This is a genomic window from Stenotrophomonas sp. SRS1, assembly GCF_026130205.1.
GTDB classification, from domain to species: domain Bacteria; phylum Pseudomonadota; class Gammaproteobacteria; order Xanthomonadales; family Xanthomonadaceae; genus Stenotrophomonas; species Stenotrophomonas rhizophila_B.
The window spans coordinates 546,643-567,429 of record NZ_JAINFD010000001.1 but is presented as its reverse complement, the minus strand read 5'-3'; the positions used below and the strand labels follow the sequence as shown (position 1 = coordinate 567,429).

Genomic DNA, 20,787 nt, shown 5'->3' with positions numbered 1-20,787 from the left:
GTCGTCAGCTAGCGGGCTGACGTGCGTCAGCTGCTGCACCATTCGCACTCGGCAATATCGATGTCGTTGGAGCGAACGTAGTAGGTCGTCTTGAGCCCTTCGCGCCAGGCACTCATGTGCAGCGCGAGCAGGGTGCTGGCGCGGATGGTGCTCGGCACGTACAGGTTGAAGCTGATCGACTGGTCCACGTGGCGCTGGCGGCGGGCGTTCTGGCGGATGCTGGCGAACTGGTCCACCCGGTAGGCGCCTTTTTCGTAGTAAGGGTAGGTCTCCAGCGAGAGCCCCGGTGCGGCGACCGGGCGGCGGAAGTCCTTCTTTTCTTCGTAGTAGAACGCGCCGTATACCGGGTCGATCGAGGCCGTGGAGCCGGCGATCTGCGCGGTGCTCATGTTGGGGGCGACCGCCATCAGCCAGCCGTTGCGCAGGCCGTTGACACCCACCTGCGCCGCCAGTTCCCGCCAGGCCGGGCTGTCATAGCCACGGGCGCGGAAGTACTCACCGTTCTGCCAGTCGCTGCCGACAAAGGCGCTATAGCGTCCCTTTTCCTTGGCCAGGGCCATGCTGGCCTGGATGGTCAGGTAGTTGATGCGCTCGTACAGGCTGTCGGCGTAGTCCTCGGCCTGGGCGGAGTTCCATTCGATCTGCTGCAGGGCCAGCAGGTGATGCCAGCCGAACGTGCCCAGTCCGATCGCGCGGTACTTGCGGTTGGTGATGGTGGCCTGCGGCACCGGCAGCTGGTTGAGGTCGATCACGTTGTCCAGCATCCGCACCTGGATCGGCACCAGCCGCTCCAGCACGTCGCTGCTCAGCAGGTCCGGGGCGGCTGTCACCGCGCGGCCCAGGTTGATCGAAGACAGGTTGCACACCACGAAATCGCCGGCCTGTTTGGTCGTCACGATCTGGTCGCCGCTGATCATTTCCTGGATCATGCGGGTGGGGCTCATGTTCTGCAGGATCTCCGTGCACAGGTTGCTGGAGTAGATGCTGCCGGCATGCTTGTTCGGGTTCATCCGGTTCACCTCGTCCCGGTAGAACATGAAGGGGTTGCCGGTCTCCAGCTGGCTGACCATGATCCGCTTGAACAGATCGATGGCCTTGATGGTGCGCCGGCTGATGCGCTCGTCGGCCACCACCTCCTCGTACTTCTCGCGGAAGCTGCCCTGGCCGCGCTGCTCATCGTGGAAGTCCTGCAGGTACCAGCCCTTGATCCGCTTCACCTCATACGGGTCGAACAGGTACCAGTCGCCGCGCCGTTCCACCGCTTCCATGAACAGGTCCGGCAGGCACACCGAGGTAAACACATCGTGCGCGCGCAGGCGCTGGTCGCCGTTGTTCAGGCGCAGATCGAGGAAGGCCTCGATGTCGCGGTGCCAGACATCCAGATACACCGCGATCGCGCCCTTGCGCTGGCCCAGCTGATCTACGCTGACGGCCGTGTTGTTGAGCTGTTTGATCCACGGCACCACGCCGCCGGAGGAATTGGCCACGCCGCGGATCGAGGAACCGGCCGAGCGGACATAGCCGAGATAGGCGCCCACGCCGCCGCCGTGCTTGGAGACCCGGGCTACGTCGGTGTTGGAGTCGTAGATGCCCTGCAGGCTGTCGTCCACCGTGTCGATGAAGCACGAGGACAGCTGGCCGCCGACCTTGCCGGCATTGGCAAGCGTCGGTGTTGCCACCGTCATGTACAGGTTGGACAGCGCCCAGTAGGCCTCGCGGACCAGCAGCATGCGCCGTCGGCGCGAGCGCTCGCCGTGCTCGTGTTCGTGCTGCATCAGGTACAGCGCGATGGTCAGCCAGCGCTCCTGCGGCAGCTCGTAGACGGCGCGCGAGTGATCGGTGGCGAGGTAGCGGGTGGCCAGCAGGTACAGGCCGTTGTAGGCGAACAAGGTGTCGCGCTCGGGCTCGATCATCTGCCCGGCTTCCTCCAGTTCGTCCTTGGAATAGGCCTTGAGGATGGCGATCGAATACACGTTGCGGTCGGCCAGGCTCTCCTGCAGACCTACATACGAGCCGTACTTCAGCGTGGCATCGTAGAACCGGTTCTTGCTGGCGCGCTTGTACAGTCGGCGCAGGTACAGGCGGGCGGCGAAGTGTTCCCAGTCCGGCGCGGTCAGGTCGATGCGCGATTCCGCTTCGCGGATCAGCAGGTCCACCATTTCATCGGCGCTGAGCTGCTGGCGACGTGCGATCTGCCCCAGCACGCTGCGCAGGTAGTTGGCCACGTCCAGCTGCGGGAACTCGCCATGCACGCTGTGCACGGTACGCGCCAGCCGCGCCTGGTCGAACGGCATGCGTCGGTTGCCGCCCTCCTTGGTGATCCACAGCGTGTCACTGCCGGTGGCCGCATCAACGGGGGTGTCAATGGACGGGGTGAGGGTGGAAGCGACGGTGTCGTCGGTGTTCATGCGTTCTCCATGCATGGCGCAGAGCCCAGCAGGCGGCGCGGCAGAGCCGTGCGGCAGCCGGACAGAAGGCGTGATTGGTGGGCAGGCCCTGCGTGTGCAGGAATACGTCGCCGCTGGCTCACATCGTTGGCGACGGGCCTTGCTTCCAGGCGCCGGTCAGGTGGGCGCAACGGGGCGTTTACAGCACGCGGCGTTGCGACGATGCACCGGACCTGGCGGAAGCGGGGAGCCGATGGGCACAACATAGTGGGGTGTGAGCGGATCGTCAACCGAATATGTAGTGCTTTTTTGTCGCAGGGTGGGCTCGCCTGCACACATGAACGTCCCATACACATGCACTATCAAACGCAAATGCGAGCCGTTATCATTTAATGGATCACAGGGCGGTGATGCGTTCGTAACCGGATGGCAGAACCGCGCGCGCGTCGGCGCACCGCGTGGTTCAACTTCTTATTGGCTGTGGTGTTCAATGTCTTCACGTCCCGTCGTTTCCGGTTTGCCCGCGCTCGTTTCCGCCGCGTTGCTCGGCACCATGGCGATGATGGCGTTCGTGTCCGTGATCGGTCCGGTGGTGCGGGTGTTGGGCCTGGCCGAGTGGCATGCCGGCCTCTCGGTCACCGCGGCGGGGGTGTTGTGGATGCTGTCGGCGCGCCGCTGGGGCGCACTCAGTGATCGCATCGGGCGCAAGCGCGTGCTGCTGATCGCACTGGCGGCCTACGCGGTGATCTACGTGGCGCTGGCGGTGTTCGTAGATGTGGCGCTGACCTCGCCGCCAGCGATCTGGCTCTCCGTGCTGGTCCTGGTCGGCACGCGTGCCCTGGTCGGGCTGTTCTACGCCGCCGTGCCGCCGACCGCCGCGGCCATCATCGCCGACCAGGCCGCCCCGGGGCAGCGCGGCAGCGTGATGGCCAAGCTTGGCACCGCCAATGCGCTGGGCATGGTGCTGGGCCCGGCCGCCGCCGGTTGGATCGCCTACCAGAATCTCTCGCTCACCCTGTATGTGGCCGCGTTGCTGCCGCTGTTGTCGCTGATGATGATCTGGTGGCGCCTGCCGAACACGCCGCCGGTCGCGCCGACGCACACCGGCCCCAAACCGACGCTCGGCCTGGGCGATGCGCGCCTGCGCCTGCCGTTGCTGGCGGTGTTCGTCGCGATGATCTCGGTCACCGTCGCGCAGGTGACGGTCGGCTTCTTCGCGATTGATCGCCTGCAGCTCTCCCCGGCAGACGGCGCACGCATGGCCGGGCTGGCCCTGACCGCCGTCGGTGTCGGCCTGATCTTCGCGCAGGGCTTGGTGATGAAGCTCAAGGACATCCGCCCGACGCGCTGGATCCTGGTGGGTGCGCTGATCTCCGGGCTGGGCTTTGCGTCGGTGGCGCTGGTCAGCGTGCCGTGGCAGCTGCTGGCTAGTTACGCGATCGCTGCGTTCGGCATGGGTTTCGTGTTTCCCAATTTCCAGGCGCTGGCGGCTGATTCGGTGGAGGCGCACGAGCAGGGCGCTGCCGCAGGTACGGTCGCGTCGGTGCAGGGCATGGGCATGGTGGTCGGGCCGATGATCGGCACACTGCTGTATCGGTGGTCGCCGAGCGCACCGTACCTGTTGGTAGGCGCGGTGCTGCTGGTCCTGGCAGTCTCTGCCGCCCTGCATCGCGCGCGGGGCGCGGCATGAACGAGATGCTCGCCACGGGTGTGACCGATGAGGTGACCGACACCGCCACCGTTGATGCGGCCGACGCCCCGTATTTCCTGCTGCGCAGCCCGCAGCAGGCGATGGAAGCGCACGGCGTCCGTGCGCGGCTGCCGTCCGGTGCCACCGCCACCTTGGCCGAGCGCGTCGCCGCGTTCTTCGCCGCGCCGCGCTCCGGCCCGCGCCTGTTGGTGGGGGCGGTGCCGTTTGATCCCCAGCAGGGCGATGCGCTCTATCAGCCGGATCAGGTGTCTGGCCAGCCCACGGTGGTCCGGGTGGAAACGCCGACGCTGGTCGGCGATGTGCTCGCCGAACCGTCTGCCGATGCGTATGCGCAGGCGGTGGCGGCCGCAGTCACGGAACTGCAGCGCACCGACAGCCCGCTGGAAAAAGTCGTGCTTGCGCGCAGCCTGCGGGTCACCACAGCGCAACCGCTGCATCCGCGCGTGCTGGCCGCGCGCCTGGGCAAAGACCCCAGCGTGGCGACCTACGTGGTGCCGGTACCTGCGGCACGCCCAAAGGACGCGGCCTGGCTGGTCGGCGCCACGCCGGAGCTGCTGGTCTCCAGGCGCGGTGACCGTGTGCTCTCGCATCCACTGGCCGGCTCAGCCCGTCGTTCGGCCGATCCGGCCGAGGATGCACGCGCCGCGGAGACGCTTCTGGCGTCGGCCAAGGACCATGACGAGCATCGCCATGTGGTCGAGGCCATCGTGGCCGCGCTGGCACCGCTGTGCCTTCACGTCGAGGCACAGCCGCGGCCGACACTGCACGCCACTGCCACCATGTGGCATCTCGGTACCCGCATCCACGGCACGCTGAAGGACGCCTCGGTGTCTTCTGCCGCCCTGGTCGCGCTGCTGCATCCCACCCCGGCGGTCTGCGGCACGCCGCGCCAGCCGGCACTTGAGCTGATCCGTCAGGCCGAACCGGTCGCACGGGGCTTCTATGCCGGCGCCGTTGGCTGGACCGATGCGCAAGGCGATGGCGACTGGTATGTGGCGATCCGCTGCGCTCGCGTGCAGGGCACCGAAGTGCGCCTGTATGCCGGGGCCGGCATCGTCGCCGAGTCCCAACCCGAACTCGAGGTGGCCGAAACGGCTGCCAAGTTCATGGCCCTGCTGACCGCGCTCGGCGTCCATGACGTTCGTCCTTTCTGATGTGCGGGAGCTGTCCATGAACGCATCCTTTTCTTCCTCCCGGGTGCCGCTGCGCCAGGTCTGGCCGCCGGCCCTGGTCGCGCGCTATCGCGCGGCCGGCCATTGGCGCGGCGAGACCTTTCCGGGCTTCCTGCGCGAGCGTGCCGAGCGCTTCGCGGGTGATATCGCGGTGGTCGGCGGTGATACGCGCCTGACCTACGCCCAGCTGTGGCAGGAGGCCGGCCGCATCGGCGCCGGCCTGCTCGCGCAAGGGCTGGTCCCGGGTGATCGCGTGGTAGTGCAGCTTGGCAACGTGCCGGAATTCGTGACCGTGGTCTGCGGGTTGTTTCGCGCGGGTTTGATCCCCGTGTATGCATTGCCTGCGCACCGCATCACCGAGGTTGCGCACTTCGCGCGCAAGGCCGAGGCCAATGCCTATATCACTGCGTCCAGCTACGAGGGGTTTGACTACCGCACCCTCGCGCACGCGCTGCAGGCGCAGGTGCCCGAGGTGCAGCACGTCATCATCGCCGGTGACGCGGCCGGGTTCACCGCGCTGGCATCGCTGGCAGGCGACCTTGATCAGCTGCCCGCCGATCCCGACCCGCAATCGGTTGCGTTCCTGCAGATCTCCGGGGGCAGCACGGGGCTGTCCAAGCTGATCCCGCGCACGCACGACGACTACCTGTATTCCTTCCGCGCCAGCAACGCGATCTGCGGCATCACCCAGGACAGCGTCTATCTGGTCGCGCTGCCGGCCGCGCACAACTTCCCGATGAGCTCGCCGGGGTTCTTCGGCACGCTCTACGCCGGTGGCCGTGTGGTGATGAGCCCTGGCGCGGGCCCGGAGACCGCGTTCGGCCTGATCGCGCGCGAGCGGGTGACCTGTGTCGGCCTGGTGCCGCCGCTGGCGCTGCTGTGGGCGCAGGCCGCCGCAACCACCACGCAGGACCTCTCCAGTCTTCAGGTGGTGCAGGTCGGCGGGGCCAAGCTGGTGCCGGAAGCCGCGCGGCGAGTGATCGCCGGGCTGGGCTGCACCCTGCAGCAGGTGTTTGGCATGGCCGAGGGCATGGTCAACTACACCCGCCTGCACGACAGCGAGGAGATCATCGTTTCCACCCAGGGCCGCCCGATCAGTGAAGACGACGAGGTGCTGGTGGTCGATGACCACGGCAACCCGGTTGCAGAAGGTGAGACCGGCCATCTGCTTACCCGCGGCCCGTACACCATCCGCGGCTATCACAACGATCCCGCCGCCAACGCACGCGCCTTCACCGAGGATGGCTTCTACCGCACCGGCGACAGGGTGCAGCGCCTGCCGGGTGGCTATCTGGTGGTGCAGGGCAGGGCCACTGACCACATCAACCGTGCCGGCGAGAAGATCTCCGCCGAAGAGATCGAAGACCACCTGCTGGCGCACCCGAGCGTGTTCGATGCGGCGGTGGTCTCCATTCCCGATGCCTACCTTGGTGAACGCAGCTGCGCCTTCATCATTGCCCAGGGCGAGCCGACCAAGGCCGCCAGCCTCAAGGCCTGGGTGCGCAGCCGCGGCCTGGCGGCGTTCAAAGTGCCGGACCAGATCGTGTTCGTCGATGCCTTCGGCACCACCGCGGTCGGAAAGATCAGCCGCCGCGAGCTGCGTGCCCAGCTGCGCGAACGTTTCATGCAACAGACAGGAGAACCGCGCTGATGGCGCTGCCCAAGATCCAACCGTACCCCCTGCCGACCCAGGCCGACCTGCCCACCCCGCGCGGCGCCTGGCAGCCGCAGACCGAGCGCCTGGCGCTGCTGGTGCATGACATGCAGCGCTACTTCCTGGCCGCCTTCGCGCCGGATGCCGCGCCGCTGGCACCGGCCGTGGCGAACATCGCGCGCCTGCTCACGCATTGCCGCGCGCGTGGCATTCCGGTGTTCTATACCGCCCAGCGTGGCAACCAGGACCGCCGCGATCGAGGCCTGCAGGCCGATCTGTGGGGACCCGGCATGTCGGCCACCGAAGAACACGAGGCCATCCTCGAGGCCGTGGCCCCGGCAGAGGGCGACCATGTGCTGGTCAAGCACCGCTACAGCGCCTTCCAGCGCAGCAATCTGGAGACGATGATGCGCGCCCGTGGCCGCGACCAGCTGCTGGTCACCGGCGTGTACGCACACATCGGCTGCACCGCCACCGTTGCCGAGGGCTTCCAGCGTGACATCGAGAGTTTCATCGCCGCCGATGCCGTCGCCGATTTCTCGCGTGCCGACCACGACCTCGCCCTGCATTGGATCGCGCGCACCTGCGGCGGACCAATGACCACCGATCACCTGCTGGAGACCCTCGCATGACCGCACTGACCCTGGAGCGCATGCGCGCCGATGTCGCCGAGATGCTGGGCGAAGCACCGGAGGACATCGGCAACGATGAGAACCTGATGGACCTCGGGTTGGATTCGATGCGGGTGCTCGGCCTGGTGCTGGCCTGGGGCAACACCGGCATCCCACTGGAGTTCGGCCATCTGGCCGAGCACGCCACCCTCCGCGGATGGTGGAGTGTGGTGCAGCGCCTGCAGAACCGGGGCGCAGCCGGCCCATGAATGCCGCTGCGCTGCCCGACGCGACGTGGCCGCAGGCGCGCGGCCTGACCGAGGCTCAGGCAGGGCTGTGGTACGCGCAGCGGCTTGCGCCGGACAATCCGGCCTTCAATACCGCTCATGCGGTCTGGATCGAAGGGATGCTGGATGTCGCCGCCTTCGGGCGCGCGGCTGACCGGGCTGCGCTGGAGGCGCACGCGCTGTCGCTGCGCATTGCCGAGGATGGGCAGGGTACGCCGGTGCAGTGGATCGACCCGCAGCACCGTCCGCTGCTGGACGTGGTCGACCTGTCCGCACATGAAGACCCCAGGCAGGCGGCGCAGACCGCGATGCGGCGCGACCACCTTACGCCGGTCGACCCCTCACGTGATCGACTGAGCCAGCAGCGGCTGTTCGTGCTCGGTCCTTCGCACTACGTCTGGTACCTGCGCGTGCATCACCTTGCCGCCGACGGCTATGGCATGGCGCTGTTCTCCGAACGGGTCTGCGCGCTGTATGCCGCGCAGCACGACGATGCCGCGCTGGCACCGCTGCTGCCGGTGCTGGAGGAGGACGCGCAGTATCGTGACGGCGAGCGCCGGGTGCGCGACGCCGCGTACTGGCTTGCAACCATGGCGGATGCACCGGCGGCCGCCGGCCTCGGCGCGGGCATCGCACCACCGGCAGCGCAGGCACTGCGTGTCGTGCAGTCCATTGGACCCGCCCTGCGCCAGCGCATCCTCGAGGCGGCCACACGCATCGGCCAGCCATGGCCGGACGTGTTGACCGCCTTGTCCGCCGAGTACTGCCGCCGCATCAGTGGCGAAGCCGAGGCCATCATCGGCGTGCCCTTCATGGGCCGCCTGGGCAGCGTCTCCGCCCGGGTGCCCGCAATGGTGATGAACGTGCTGCCGCTGCGTATGGGGCCCCCACAGGGCAGTGTCGATGAGCGGGTTCGTGACGTGGGACTAGGCTTGATGCGCAGCCGCCGCCACGGCCGCTACCGAGGCGAGCAGCTGCGCCGTGACCTCGGCCTGATCGGCGGTCACCGGCGCCTGCACGGCCCGCTGGTCAATGTGCAGCCGTTCTACCGGCCGCTGCAGCTGGAAGGTGTGGAGGCCACGCTGGAGGTGCTGTGCACCGGTCCGGTAGACGATGTGACGCTTGGCTTCCGGGGCGATGGCACAACCGTGCTGGATCTGGAGATCGAGGCCAACCCCACGCTGTACACGCAGGCCCGGATCGAGGCGCACGCCACGCGCCTGCTGCACTTCATCGCGGCCGCGCTGGAGGCACAGGCCGCTGGCGCCATGCTCGCCACCGTGCCACTGGCCACCCCGGCCGAGCAGCAGCGTTATCTCCATGACGTCAACGCTACCGATCATCCGGTCCCGGACGTCACTCTGGTCGAGCTGATCACCGCGCGCATGGCGCAGAGGCCGGACGCCATTGCCGTGGTGTTCGGCGCGGAATCGCTCACCTTTGCCCAGCTCGAACGCCGCAGCCGTGCGCTGGCAGTGCAACTGCGGGCGCAGGGCGTGGGCCGGGAGTCGCGCGTGGTCGTCGCGTTGCCCAGGTCGCTGGCGCTCATCGTCGCCCTGGTCGCCATCCAGCGTGCTGGCGGTGCCTACCTGCCGGTGGATCTGGCGCACCCCGATGCGCGCATCGCCCGCATCCTGCACTCGGCGCAGCCAGCCTGCGTACTGGCGCTGCCGGAAGACCGCCAGCGTTTCGCTCCGGTCCCCGTCCTGACTCCCTCGGAATGGGTGCCGGCGCCCGAGGCAACGCTGGACACTCTGCCGCAGCCAGCGGACGCGGCCTATGTGATCTACACCTCCGGCTCCACCGGCGAACCCAAGGGCGTGCTGATCGAGCACCGCGCCATCGTCAACCGGTTGGAATGGATGCGGGTGCACTACGGCATCCAACCGGACGATCGTATCCTGCAGAAGACGCCGGCCACCTTCGATGTGTCCGTCTGGGAGTTCTTCCTGCCGCTGATCAGCGGTGCCACCCTGGTGGTGGCGCCGCCGGAGGCACATCGCGACCCACTGGCGCTGGCCGGGCTGATCCGCGCGCATGGCGTTACCACCCTGCATTTCGTGCCGTCCATGCTGGAGGCCTTCCTCGCAGCACAGGCCTGCCATGGCCTGCAGTTGCGCCGCGTGTTCACCAGTGGCGAAGCGCTGGATGCCGATCTGCGCGACCGCTTCCACGCGACCGTCCACGCCGAGTTGCACAACCTGTATGGCCCCACCGAAGCCGCCGTGGATGTCAGTTTCTGGCCAGCCAGCGCCGAGGACGCATCTCGGCCGGTCCCGATCGGCTACCCGGTCTGGAATACGCGCTTGTACATCCTTGATGCGGGCATGCAGCCGTTGCCGCCGGGCGTGGCCGGTGACCTTTATCTGGGCGGCGTGCAGCTGGCGCGCGGCTACCTGGGGCGCGACGATCTCACCGCCGAGCGTTTTGTTCCCGATCCGTTCGTCACCGGCGGACGCCTGTACCGCACCGGCGATGTCGCCCGGTGGCGCGACGATGGCGCGGCGGAGTATCTGGGCCGCAGCGATCACCAGATCAAATTGCGTGGCCTGCGCATCGAGCTGGGCGACATCGATGTCGCGTTGCGCACCGCACCGGGCGTCACCCGCGGTGAGGTGCTGATGCGCGAAGACCGCCCCGGCGAGCGCCGGCTGGTGGCCTATGTATCGCCCGGTGCGCCCGATGCAGGGGTGCTGCGCGCGCACCTTGCCAGAATGCTGCCGGATTACATGGTGCCGTCCGCGTTCGTGGCCATCGATCACTGGCCGGTCACCGCCAACGGCAAGCTGGACCGTAACGCCCTGCCGGCGCCTGCGCAGACGAACAGTGCAGGGATAGCCGCCCGGACCGACACCGAGCATGACCTTGCTGCGTTGTTTGCGCAGACGCTCGGCATCCAGGGCCCCATCGGCATCGAGGCGGACTTCTTCACGCTTGGCGGCGATTCGCTGAGCGCGGTGCACCTGCTGCTGGCGATCCAGCAGCGCTGGCGGTGCGACCTCGGCCTGGGTGCGGTGTTTGCTGCACCGACCGTCGCCGGTCTGGCGGCGCGCATCGACGCGCCACCAGCAGCGACCGATCACGGTCTGGGGCCATTGATCCAGCTCGCCACCGGTGACGCCAGGCTGCCGCCGCTGTTCGTGATCCATCCTGCTGGCGGCATCGCCTGGAACTATCGCGACCTGGCCCGTGCGCTGGCACCGGCCCGCGACGTGCATGGGCTGCAATCGCCGGCGCTGGACGCGGAGCAGCCCATGCCAGCGACGATTGATGCGTTGGCCGCCCACTACGTGGCGCGGATCCTGGCCCTGAATACCCCGGGGCCGGTGCATCTGCTGGGCTGGTCGGTCGGTGGCATTCTGGCGCAGGCCATGGCAGTGCGCCTGCGCGAGCTCGGCCATGACGTCGGTTTGCTGGCCCTGCTGGATGCCTACCCCAGTGAATGCTGGCGGGCCGAGCCCGAGCCGGACCCGATCGCAGCGCTGCGGGCACTGCTCGCCATCGCCGGGCACGATCCCGATGCGCACCCGGCGCTGGACACCCGCGAGCGCATCCTCGCCTTCCTGCGGCGTGGCGACGGCGCACTGGGCAATCTGCCCGACGCGGTGCTCGATGGTGTGGTCCGCGCGGTCACCGGCACCAACCGGTTGATCCGTGCCCATCATCATCGCCGTTACGAGGGCCTACTGCTGCACGTTCGCGCTGGTCGCGATCACGCCGCGCGCCCGCAGCTCCAATCCCTGCTCTGGCAGCCCCATGCCGCTCAGGTGGACACGCTTGAGCTGCCGTTCCTGCATGCCGAACTGACCGGCCGCGACGCCGTCGCCCAGCTCATCCCTCACCTCAACACACGGCTCCAGCATTGGGACCGTCACCTCGGGACCCGCGCATGAAACTCACTGGCTTCAGCAACACCATCGCCTTGGTCACCGGCGCCGGCGGGGGCATAGGTGCAGCCTTGGTCACGCAATTGCGCGAGAGTGGCTGCACCGTGATCGCCACCGACGTGGCGGCACCGGCCATCGTTGACGGGGCAGGGCAGACGCCGGTCCACGCCAAGGCGCTCGATGTGACCGACCCGACCGCCGTGGATGCACTCGTGGCGTGGGTTGAAGCCGAGGTTGGCCCGATCGGCTTCGGCATCAACGTCGCCGGCGTACTGCAGACGGGTACCGTCTCGGAAACGGAGGATGCGCAATGGCGCAGGGTCTTCGCGGTGAATGCGGACGGCGTGTTCCATGTGTCCCGTGCGCTGGCACGGGTGATGTCACCGCGCCGGACGGGAGCCATTGTGACGGTCAGCTCCAACGCAGCCGGTGTCCCGCGCCACGGCATGGCCGCCTATGCTGCCTCCAAGGCGGCCGCCACGATGTTCACGCGCTGCCTTGGGCTGGAGCTGGCGCCGCTGGGCATCCGCTGCAACATCGTTGCACCTGGATCAACGGTGACGCCCATGCAGACCGCGATGTGGGTGGACGGGCAGGGCGCAGCACGTGTCATCGAGGGAAGTTTGGAGACCTATAAAGCAGGTATCCCCTTGCAGAAACTTGCCAGCCCTGAAGACGTTGCCAATGCCGTCATGTTCCTGCTCTCCGATCAGGCCGGGCACATCGCCATGAGCGATGTCTACGTGGATGGTGGTGCCACCCTGCGCGGGTGATCCTGCCCGGATTGAATGCAGGCGGCGCGCTGCGCCGTGATGCTCAGCGTGCCCCATCCCTCGGGTCACGCCAACTGCGATAGAGCACGCAAAAACCAATTTTATACAAGTTGGTTCATAGAGAACCGGCCGTCGCCTCGCTTATGGTGATCGATCGCCGAAATGACAGAAGAGGCACTGTTGCGAACCTCATGATTGACCAGCGTCAACACGCGTGCGGCGGCCGCCTGGCGGGCCGCGGCGCGCCGGGCCTTGCGGCACGCGCGCGAGATGCCCAGCAGGAAGGCCAGCATCACCAGGCAGAGCAGGATGATCGGGATGCGGTAGTAAGTGGCCACCGCGCGGACCGTCGGCGGGGCGCGATACACCGCATTGAGGGTGCGCTCGAGGATGTCCTTGTGGATGTCCAACGGCAGCGCCAGCAACGCCTGATGCGCCATGCTGACCTCGACCGCCCGCTCTGGCACGTAGGCAACGCGCAGCTCCACCGGGGGACCATCGTGCGCGGCATGCACCTCCAGGATGGCGTTGTGATCCCGCCGTGCCAGCGGTACCAGAATGCCATCGGCACCGAGTGCCGCATCGGCGGCACCGCTGTCCAGTGCGGCCAGCATGTCGGCGGGCGAGGCGAGGGGAAGGACGTTGATATCCGGAAAGTGCCGCGCCAGATACGCGCGATATTCGCCATTGTCGATCACTGCCACCCGCCGGCCGGCCAGGGATGCCAGCGAGCGGTAGGCCGATGTGCGGCGACTGACGAGGACCGAGCTGCCCGTGTAGAACGGCGCCGAGACAACCGCCGAGCCAGGCAGCATGGGGCGGGTCGACGGCAGCGAGAAGGCCACGCCATCCACGGCGCCCGAACTCAGCAGCGCGATGGCGCTCTCGATGGAAGAGGAGCGCCGCAGCTCCAGGCGCACCCCGGCGATGGCCTCCAGTGCTTCCATGTACGCGCGGGGGCCACCTTGCGCGGCCGAGCCGCCCAGGCCCTGCGAGATCGCCATCTGCGGCCCGATGGCGAGCCGGAACGTGGCATGCCGCTGCGGCGGGGACACCAGTGTCAGCAGGACCAGGCAGGCCACGGTGACGACGATACCGACAAGCAACAGGACTCTGCCGAGGGTAGTACGGGATGCAACGGTGTTCACATGGGTGTCTCAAGTAGGCCCGTGGCTGCCGCCGCAGCGGCGGGTGAGTCGCCTCGCCGCCACGCGCGGGCCGCGCCTCGGCACATTTCAGATGTTTGAAGAAAACATGCTCGATAGAGATACACGCGCCACCGCTGCGGCGGTATGCAACAAATACGAAAGCGCCGGCGAACCTCGAGAACTGAGGCATGGAGCAGCTTTGGACGCTGTGGCAGCGGGAGATGCACGCGCCGTGGCCGCCAAAACGACGGGCCACACCGACTGGCTCGCCTATACAATAGAGGCCGCCTATGGATAAAGTCGGATAGGACGAGGGCACCGTGCCGGTGAAACGCCGCAACGATGCGTGACTGCCTCCATCAGCTGGATAGGGAAGATGCCGGAGAGAGATGTGGTGACAGCAGCGAGGCAGGAGCTGGCCATCGCGCGTGAGCGCGTAGAGCGGGGGCAGGGTATGGAGGGGCGTTTCAGGTGTTTTCATCGGTTTGACACCGGTAGGTCGAATGCTGTGGTCTCCCGGGTCTGCGCGCACGCCTGCGCCCGTCCCAGCGCCTCCCATTGACACCGTTCCTGCTGGAGCTCGACGTTGCCACGACCCTCGATTGCCCACCGCTACCGCATTGCGCTGGAAGGACGAGCGCCCTTCGTCACCCTGACGGCGATCGCGGTGCTGGGCGTTACCCTGCTGAGCGCACAGGCGATGCTGGTGCAGCGCGACCGCGCGTTGCTGGATGCGTACGCCGACCGCCTCCTGCTCCAGGCCGAATCCGTGGCGGCCGCCTCCTCACTGACGTTGGAGCAGGCGGCCGCGCTGACGACCGCACCGTGCACGCGGGAGGATCTGTCCGAACTGCGGTTGCTGGCCTTCAAATCGCGCTATGTGCGTGATGTGGGCCGGCTGCATGAGGATCGGCTGATCTGCTCGGCGGCATGGGGAATCCTGGCCGCTCCGGCGCAGATGCCCGAACCGGACCGCCGCGTCCGCGGTTACCGGCTGTGGGGCGGCGTCTCGGGCATTGTCGATGCGCGGGTGGCCGCCGATATGTCAGCCAAGGGCGATGTCATCGTCACCACGTCGCCGAGTGCGTTCGATCGTGTGGACCAGGTGGGGCCGGGCATGGGCGCCTTGGTGCTTACGCGTGACGCGCGGCATATCTTCCAGCGCTTCGGCAATGTGACCGCGCTGGATCCGTTCCGCGAGGAAAGCTGGGTCGATCTTGGCAGCACACGGCATTCGCGCCGTTGCAGCCACACGTTCGATATCTGTGTGGCAGCGCGGGCGCAGCAGTCGAGCCTGTTCTCCGAGTCGCCGTGGATACTGATCGGCCTGTGCCTGCTGGGCGGGTTCGCCGGCAGTGGACTTGGGCTGCTGATCAGCGCTTACCAGCGTCACCGCCGCTCGTTGCCCAAGCAGTTGGAGCGGGCGATTCTGGGCGACGGCCTGACGCTGGTGTATCAGCCGCTTCGGGCACTGGCAGACCGGCGGCTGGTCGGCGTGGAAACGCTGTCGCGCTGGCGCAATGAGCAGGGCGAGCAGGTGCCGCCGGATACGTTCGTGCCGATGGCCGAACACCAGCGGCTGGGTGGTGCACTGGCGCGCCAGGTGGTGCGCAAGGCGCTGGCCGAGCTGGGCGACCGGCTGCGCGCGGACCCTGCGTTTTATGTCAGCTTCAACGTTTCGGCGACCGATGTGGTCGATGCGGGGTTCCGGGCCTACTTGAACGCTGCCACGGCGCAGAACCGGGTGGCGCGCGAACAGGTGGTACTGGAGATCACCGAGCGCTCGACAACGCGGCATAGCGATCTGGCCGATGGCATGGCGCGGCTTCGCGAGGACGGCTATCCGTTCTACATCGACGACTTCGGTACCGGCTACTCCAACTTCGCCTACCTGGCCGAGCTGCCGCTGGATGCGATCAAGATGGATCAGCGCTTCACCCGTGCGATCGGTACAGGGTCTGCCATCAGCCAGATCATCGAAGCGATCTGCGCGATGACGCGTACGCTGGAGATCGGCCTGGTGGTGGAAGGGGTGGAAACCGAAGAACAGGCGCAGGCGATGCTGGAGCTGATGCCCTCGGCGGTGGCGCAGGGCTGGCTGCTTGGCCGCCCGGTGGCGGCGGATGCGCTGCCGGTGGCGTGACGGACAGCGGTATGGCGCTCTCGCCATCGTCACGATGATTCCACGCAGCGCTGCCTGGCGAGAACCTAAGCTCGAGTCTCCTCAACACGATGTTCCCGCGACCATGACTACTGCACTGCATGATCTCGACGCGCTTGAACCCATCGACATCGATGGGCTGAAGGCACAGGGCGTGCCACCGGTCGCTCAATACCTGGTGGACCAGGACAAATTCGTACTGCTTGGTGGCAAGCGCGGCATCTACCGTCTGGCGGGTACGGAGACGGTTTGCTATTTCACCAGCCTGGACCAGCTTCGCCTGCACCTGCTGGGGCAATCGCTGACGCGGTTGACGGTGGAGTTGGTATAGGCGCAGCGTGCTTTCGCACGCTTAGATACCGCCCTGCCTGGGCAACGGCGCGGGCACGTTCAACTGCCCGCCAGCCGCAACATACGCAGCCAGCGCTTCACCCTGACTGAGCAGGTGACGATTCATCATCTGCTCGGCGGCTTCGGCATCGCGGTTGCGGATGCACTCCATCAGCGCGCGATGCTCGGCCAGGGACTGCGCCATGCGCCCGGGGGTCAACAGCTGACGCCCGCGATGCATCTTCAGGATGCGATGCAGATCGTGCGTGACCCGGATCAACCACGGATTACCGGCATGCGTCTGCAGGCTTTCGTGGATCAGATAATTGTTGCGATAATACTCGGCCAGATCGCCGGCCGCCGCGGCCACTTCCATCGCGTCATGCAGGGCCTGCAGCTGCACCACCCCTTCATCGTCGACGCGCTTGACCGCTTCATGCACGCAGCGACCTTCCAGCATGGCCATCACCGGGAACAGCTGGTTGAGATCTTCCAGCGTGAGCCGGGTGACGCGGCTGCCGCGGCCTGCATCCAGCTGCACCAGGCCTTCCGCCGCCAGCAGCTTCAGGCTCTCGCGCAGTGGCGTCCGGCTGATGCCGAGTTCTTCGGCGAGCATCGGCTCATCGATCCATTCACCCGGCGGCAGCTCGTAGTCATAGATCTTCTGGCGCAGGCGTTCGGCCACTTCTTCATAGAGCGGCACGCGTTTCTTCGACAGACGGGGACCAGGAGCCAGCGGCATGGCAGGAGTTCTTGTGCAGGTGTGCAGCATTCTAACGGGTCACGGCGGGCCTGCCTGAGCAGGCCCGCCGTGGGTTCACATCCAGCCAGGCACCACGAACAGCAGCCATGCCAGCAGCGGACCGAAGGCAACGACCAGACCGCTGTAGACCAGGAAGCGGCGGAACAGGGCTTCGCGCTCTTCCTTCGCCGCCGAGGCCACAACCAGCGCACCGTTGGTCGAGAACGGACTCACGTCCACCACGGTGGAGGAGATCGCCAGGGCGCAGATCACACCCGCAGCGCTCAGATGCCCCTGCATCAGGAACGGCACTGCCAGCGGAATCGTGGCGCCCAGCACGGCGGCCGAGGAAGCGAACGCCGACACGATGCCACCGACATAGCAGACCAGCAGCGCGCCCAGCAGCGGAATGCCGATCGCACCCACGCCGTGGCCGATGTAATCCACCGCGCCGGCCTGCTGCAGCACGGCCACGTAGGTGACCACGCCGCTGATCAGCAGCACGGTCGACCAGCTGATGCCATCCACCGCGCCCTTCTGCGAGTTGGGCGAGAGCAGGGCCAGCACCACCGCGACGGTGATCGAGACCAGGCCGACGTTGAGGTTGTAGACCAGTGCGGCGATCCCCAGGCCGAGCAGGCCGATCAGGGTGAACACACGCTCGCGGTTGATGCGCACGTCATCCAGCGCACCCGGATCGTTGGAGAGCGTGCCGCCACCGGCCGAGACCAGGGCGCCGTGACCTTCGATCGCGAACTGGCGCGAGGAGGCCTGGCTGCCGGCCACCAGCGGCTCGGTCGCGGTCGGCGCACGACGCATCAACGCCACGCCGCCGAAGGCGAAGAAACAGATGATGCCCATCAGCAGGTTGAAGCCCAGGCTGGTCAGGAACACGGCCATTTCCGTGACTTCCAGGCCGGCCTTCTGCACCACTTGGTTGGTGATGCCGCCATACACGCTGATCGGCGAGAAGCCACCGGCCTGCGCGCCATGGATCACCAGCAGGCCCATCATCAGCGGGTTGATCCTGTACTGCTTGGCAAAACGCAGTGCGACCGGACCGATGATGGCCACTGCGGCCGGGCCGAGCGCACCGAAGGCGGTCAGCACGGCGGTCACCACGAACATCACCCACGGAATGGCCACGATGTGTCCGCGCACGGCCTTGACCGCCCAATGCACGAGCAGGTCGATGGTGCCGTTCTTCTGCGCGATGGCAAACAGATATGTGATGCCGACCAAGGTCAGGAACAGGTCGCCCGGGAACCCGGCCAAGACCTCCTTGCCCTCCATTCCGACGAACAGGCCGCCGATGATGAAGGCCAGCGCGAAGGCGACTGCACCCATGTTGATGGGTAGCGCAGTGGCCACGATGAACATGATCACCAAGCCGATGATCGTTGCGATTTGCGGACTCATGCGCCCTCCCGAGACACTTGATACGCGTGCAGCATGATGGCGACCCGCCACCTGGGGTTTACGTGATGCAACTCTTACCGGCGAGCCCTCATGCGCGTGCGCATGCGCGGTCCACCCACTCCAGAACACCCTCCAGCGTCTGGAAATCCTCGACGGAACGGGCCTCGAGCTGCGGATGCAGCTCGCGGGCGCGACGACTCAACGCCGCCCCAGGGCCCAGTTCCAGAAACACGCGCCCACCGCGCTCGACCGCCTGCTGCAGCACGACGTGCCATTGCAGCGGCTGGGAAATCTGCGCCGACAGGGTCGCCACCACCCGTTCGACATCGCCGACCACACGACCATCGATGCCCGCCAGCAGCCGCAGCCCGGGCGGGCGCAGCGTGACCGAGTGCAGCGCATCTTCGAATCCCTGCGCGGCAACTGTCAGCAGCGGGGTGTGCGCCGGCACGCAGACCGGCAGGGGCACCACACGCGCACCGCTGGTGGCGGCCTCTGCCGATGCCGCGGTGAGCGCTGCGCGCGTGCCACCCAGCACGACATGGTCCGGTCCGTTGACGATGGCAAGGAAAATGCCGTGCGCCGCGCACAGGCGTGCGATCCGTACGTCATCCAGCCCGATCACCGCCAGCAGGCCGGCGTCGCCCGGCGTCGCTGCATCCATGAGACGTGCGCGTTTCAGTGCCAGGCGCAGACAGGTCGCCGTGTCGAAGCTGCCGGCGACCGCATGCGCCGCCAGTTCGCCTGCGCTGTACCCGGCAACGGCGGTAACAGGGGGCAGCGCGTCACGCAGCCCTTCCCAATGAGCAAGCGCGGCCGCGCACACCAGTGGCTGGGCGACGGCATTTCGGAAGCGCCCGTCTTCCGCGGCGATCTGCTCGATCGGCGTGCCGAGCAGCTCGCTGGCAAGATTGAGTACCGGCTGCGCTCTTGCGTTACCACCCACGCGCTCGAACATGCCAGGGTGCTGCCCGCCTTGGCCAGAACAGAGCAGGACCAGGCTCATGCAGCCTCCTGCTGGTGCAGGAACCAGGCACAGGCCAGCAGATCGGCACTGCCACCCGGGCTCAGGCGCTTGGCCTCGAAGGCATCGCACACCGGCCCGAGCCGTGCCCGCCAGCCGGGCTGCAGTGCGCCGCCCTCCGCGAGAAAACGTCGTGCGTGCTGCTGTGCGAAAGCCAATCCACGCTCGCCGCCGCGATGCAGCAGGTTGAGATCGGCAGTCACCGCGACGAGGGACATCAGGGTGTGGACCATGGCCGCCTGCCGATCTTCCGTGTCACGCAGTGCGGCCTGCAAGGCAGGCAGGGCGACCTCGCGCAGCAGCGGAAACCCCTGCGCCGCCTGCTCGCGGACACCGGCGACGCCATGGCGCTGGCGGGCACGTTGACCGGGGCTGTCGCTGTTCAACGGTGCAGTGAGCAGGGCGGACGCCCACTGCTCGCGGACGCCCAGACAGACCTCAACCCCCTGGGGGGGCCTTCCCCCGGTGTGGCGAAGTTGGGCGGATGCCGCGACCAGCAGCCCGAGGCTGAAGATGGCACCGCGGTGGGTATTGATGCCGCCAGTGGCGCGCAGCATGGCCGCCTCGGCGTCGATGCCATACGCGCGCAGGTGTTCAAAGGGCGTGCCATGCGCGCCAGCGGCAGCGACAGCCACGAAGTAGCCGCGCAGGGCGAACAGGCTGAGCAGGAAGGTGCCGGCGTCCATATCCTGGTGGCTGCCCCGGCTCCATGGCGTCACCAGGCCCGGTTTGGGGGCGCAGGCCAGCTCGGCGTGCAGGCTGGTAATGGCCAGCCGACCCAACCGATGCGCCGCCGCCGTGGGGGAGGGCGGTGGCGCCGGAACCGGGTGCAGGACCGCGTTCATGCAGCGGCCTGCAGCGAAAGCAGTGTGTCGCGCGATGACAGCCAGCAGGCGTCACCGGTTTTGACCATCACCCGCGCGGCGCCGCTGGCGTATTCCCGCCAGCTGACGGCACGCTCGCCCGGAAAGCGCAGTTCGCCGTCGATGCGCAGGCGGTGCTCACGCTCCCAGCGCTGCATGCGGGCGGCCTGTCGATCCGCGTGAGCGTGATCCTCCACCTCCCAGAGCAGGTCCAGATCCGAGCTGGCCCGCAGATAGAGAAGGCCGGTCAGGTGTTGCCAGGCGAAACTGCCGAACACGCGCGGGGGCACGTCCAGATCGCGGGTATCGGCCAACAGCAGGCCTACCTCGTCGCGCCAGGGCGCAGGGAGGCCTTCGGCGACCTCGGCCAAGGCCGGCGGCGGCGTAGTACGCAGTACATGGCCTGGTTCGATCCGCAGCGACAGCCGCCGGCGTTGTTCGGCCAAGGGCAAGGGCACACCCAGCCGCAGCTGATCGCCATCGGTGGCCGGATCGCGTCGCGCCACGACGAAGGGTAGGCGTGCTTCGGCCCACGCCCTCAGGCGCGCGTCCGCGCCCGGGGTCAGCACATGCCACGGTGCCTGCGGATCGAGCCAGACCAGGTCGTGACGGCGCATG

At 67.5% G+C, this 20,787-nt stretch carries 16 protein-coding genes; 9 read left to right on the top strand and 7 right to left on the bottom strand.

The features are described from left to right. Positions 1-26 precede the first annotated feature (26 nt). Positions 27-2,408, bottom strand: coding sequence for a ribonucleoside-diphosphate reductase subunit alpha (locus K4043_RS02445; protein ID WP_321160128.1), 2,382 nt, complete (start codon positions 2,406-2,408; stop codon positions 27-29). A gap of 469 nt (positions 2,409-2,877) precedes the next feature. Here K4043_RS02445 and K4043_RS02440 point away from each other — a divergent pair, with 469 nt between their 5' ends. The 7 genes from K4043_RS02440 to K4043_RS02410 are packed head-to-tail and all read left to right on the top strand — an operon-like array spanning position 2,878 to position 12,482. Further along, a complete protein-coding gene (locus tag K4043_RS02440; protein WP_265308067.1) occupies positions 2,878-4,077 on the top strand; it encodes an MFS transporter in 1,200 nt (399 codons plus the stop codon). After that, positions 4,074-5,252 carry an isochorismate synthase gene (locus K4043_RS02435; RefSeq protein ID WP_265308066.1) on the top strand — a complete coding sequence of 393 codons (1,179 nt, stop codon included), beginning with the start codon at positions 4,074-4,076 and terminating at the stop codon, positions 5,250-5,252. The genes K4043_RS02440 and K4043_RS02435 overlap by 4 nt, the downstream gene beginning before the upstream one ends. 16 nt (positions 5,253-5,268) lie before the next feature. After that, positions 5,269-6,921 carry an AMP-binding protein gene (locus K4043_RS02430; RefSeq protein WP_265308065.1) on the top strand — a complete coding sequence of 551 codons (1,653 nt, stop codon included), beginning with the start codon at positions 5,269-5,271 and terminating at the stop codon, positions 6,919-6,921. Then, positions 6,921-7,556 (top strand): isochorismatase family protein, encoded by a 636-nt coding sequence (locus tag K4043_RS02425; RefSeq protein WP_265308064.1) that lies wholly within the window; start codon positions 6,921-6,923, stop codon positions 7,554-7,556. The genes K4043_RS02430 and K4043_RS02425 overlap by 1 nt, the downstream gene beginning before the upstream one ends. Further along, positions 7,553-7,804: a phosphopantetheine-binding protein gene (locus K4043_RS02420; RefSeq protein ID WP_265308063.1), complete on the top strand. Its 252-nt coding sequence runs from the start codon at positions 7,553-7,555 to the stop codon at positions 7,802-7,804. Before K4043_RS02425 ends, K4043_RS02420 begins: the two co-directional genes overlap by 4 nt. Further along, positions 7,801-11,715 carry an amino acid adenylation domain-containing protein gene (locus K4043_RS02415; RefSeq protein ID WP_265308062.1) on the top strand — a complete coding sequence of 1,305 codons (3,915 nt, stop codon included), beginning with the start codon at positions 7,801-7,803 and terminating at the stop codon, positions 11,713-11,715. The genes K4043_RS02420 and K4043_RS02415 overlap by 4 nt, the downstream gene beginning before the upstream one ends. Continuing rightward, positions 11,712-12,482 carry a 2,3-dihydro-2,3-dihydroxybenzoate dehydrogenase gene (locus K4043_RS02410; protein WP_265308061.1) on the top strand — a complete coding sequence of 257 codons (771 nt, stop codon included), beginning with the start codon at positions 11,712-11,714 and terminating at the stop codon, positions 12,480-12,482. The genes K4043_RS02415 and K4043_RS02410 overlap by 4 nt, the downstream gene beginning before the upstream one ends. A gap of 101 nt (positions 12,483-12,583) precedes the next feature. On the opposite strand, the gene K4043_RS02405 is transcribed toward K4043_RS02410, so the two are convergent. Next, complete coding sequence (locus K4043_RS02405; RefSeq protein WP_265308060.1) at positions 12,584-13,630, bottom strand: transporter substrate-binding domain-containing protein; 1,047 nt, start codon at positions 13,628-13,630, stop codon at positions 12,584-12,586. 586 nt (positions 13,631-14,216) lie between these two features. Between K4043_RS02405 and K4043_RS02400 the strand changes: the two genes are divergently transcribed. Further along, positions 14,217-15,773, top strand: coding sequence for an EAL domain-containing protein (locus tag K4043_RS02400; protein WP_265308059.1), 1,557 nt, complete (start codon positions 14,217-14,219; stop codon positions 15,771-15,773). Positions 15,774-15,876: 103 nt separating this feature from the next. Beyond that, positions 15,877-16,122: a hypothetical protein gene (locus K4043_RS02395; RefSeq protein WP_265308058.1), complete on the top strand. Its 246-nt coding sequence runs from the start codon at positions 15,877-15,879 to the stop codon at positions 16,120-16,122. A gap of 21 nt (positions 16,123-16,143) precedes the next feature. Here K4043_RS02395 and K4043_RS02390 read toward each other — a convergent pair whose 3' ends face one another. The 5 genes from K4043_RS02390 to mdcG form a co-directional block, all read right to left on the bottom strand. Then, on the bottom strand, positions 16,144-16,863 hold the full coding sequence (locus tag K4043_RS02390) for a GntR family transcriptional regulator (protein WP_265308057.1): 720 nt from the start codon (positions 16,861-16,863) through the stop codon (positions 16,144-16,146). 75 nt (positions 16,864-16,938) lie between these two features. After that, the gene (locus K4043_RS02385; protein ID WP_265308056.1) at positions 16,939-18,282 is read right to left on the bottom strand and encodes an SLC13 family permease; all 1,344 of its coding nucleotides are present in this window, start codon (positions 18,280-18,282) and stop codon (positions 16,939-16,941) included. A gap of 88 nt (positions 18,283-18,370) precedes the next feature. Then, positions 18,371-19,288, bottom strand: coding sequence for a malonate decarboxylase subunit epsilon (gene mdcH / locus K4043_RS02380; protein ID WP_265308055.1), 918 nt, complete (start codon positions 19,286-19,288; stop codon positions 18,371-18,373). Then, positions 19,285-20,151 (bottom strand): triphosphoribosyl-dephospho-CoA synthase MdcB, encoded by an 867-nt coding sequence (gene mdcB, locus K4043_RS02375; RefSeq protein WP_265308054.1) that lies wholly within the window; start codon positions 20,149-20,151, stop codon positions 19,285-19,287. The genes mdcH and mdcB overlap by 4 nt, the downstream gene beginning before the upstream one ends. Further along, positions 20,148-20,786, bottom strand: a complete 639-nt coding sequence (mdcG, locus tag K4043_RS02370; RefSeq protein ID WP_265308053.1) for a malonate decarboxylase holo-[acyl-carrier-protein] synthase — start codon at positions 20,784-20,786, stop codon at positions 20,148-20,150. Before mdcG ends, mdcB begins: the two co-directional genes overlap by 4 nt. Position 20,787: the final 1 nt, after the last annotated feature.

Bases quoted from the DNA above. Each gene is read 5' to 3' on its own strand.
- K4043_RS02445 (WP_321160128.1), bottom strand. From the start codon at position 2,408: ATGAACACCGACGACACCGTCGCTTCCACCCTCACCCCGTCCATTGAC.
- K4043_RS02440 (WP_265308067.1), top strand. From the start codon at position 2,878: ATGTCTTCACGTCCCGTCGTTTCCGGTTTGCCCGCGCTCGTTTCCGCC.
- K4043_RS02435 (WP_265308066.1), top strand. From the start codon at position 4,074: ATGAACGAGATGCTCGCCACGGGTGTGACCGATGAGGTGACCGACACC.
- K4043_RS02430 (WP_265308065.1), top strand. From the start codon at position 5,269: ATGAACGCATCCTTTTCTTCCTCCCGGGTGCCGCTGCGCCAGGTCTGG.
- K4043_RS02425 (WP_265308064.1), top strand. From the start codon at position 6,921: ATGGCGCTGCCCAAGATCCAACCGTACCCCCTGCCGACCCAGGCCGAC.
- K4043_RS02420 (WP_265308063.1), top strand. From the start codon at position 7,553: ATGACCGCACTGACCCTGGAGCGCATGCGCGCCGATGTCGCCGAGATG.
- K4043_RS02415 (WP_265308062.1), top strand. From the start codon at position 7,801: ATGAATGCCGCTGCGCTGCCCGACGCGACGTGGCCGCAGGCGCGCGGC.
- K4043_RS02410 (WP_265308061.1), top strand. From the start codon at position 11,712: ATGAAACTCACTGGCTTCAGCAACACCATCGCCTTGGTCACCGGCGCC.
- K4043_RS02395 (WP_265308058.1), top strand. From the start codon at position 15,877: ATGACTACTGCACTGCATGATCTCGACGCGCTTGAACCCATCGACATC.
- K4043_RS02390 (WP_265308057.1), bottom strand. From the start codon at position 16,863: ATGCCGCTGGCTCCTGGTCCCCGTCTGTCGAAGAAACGCGTGCCGCTC.
- K4043_RS02385 (WP_265308056.1), bottom strand. From the start codon at position 18,282: ATGAGTCCGCAAATCGCAACGATCATCGGCTTGGTGATCATGTTCATC.
- mdcH (WP_265308055.1), bottom strand. From the start codon at position 19,288: ATGAGCCTGGTCCTGCTCTGTTCTGGCCAAGGCGGGCAGCACCCTGGC.
- mdcB (WP_265308054.1), bottom strand. From the start codon at position 20,151: ATGAACGCGGTCCTGCACCCGGTTCCGGCGCCACCGCCCTCCCCCACG.
- mdcG (WP_265308053.1), bottom strand. From the start codon at position 20,786: ATGCGCCGTCACGACCTGGTCTGGCTCGATCCGCAGGCACCGTGGCAT.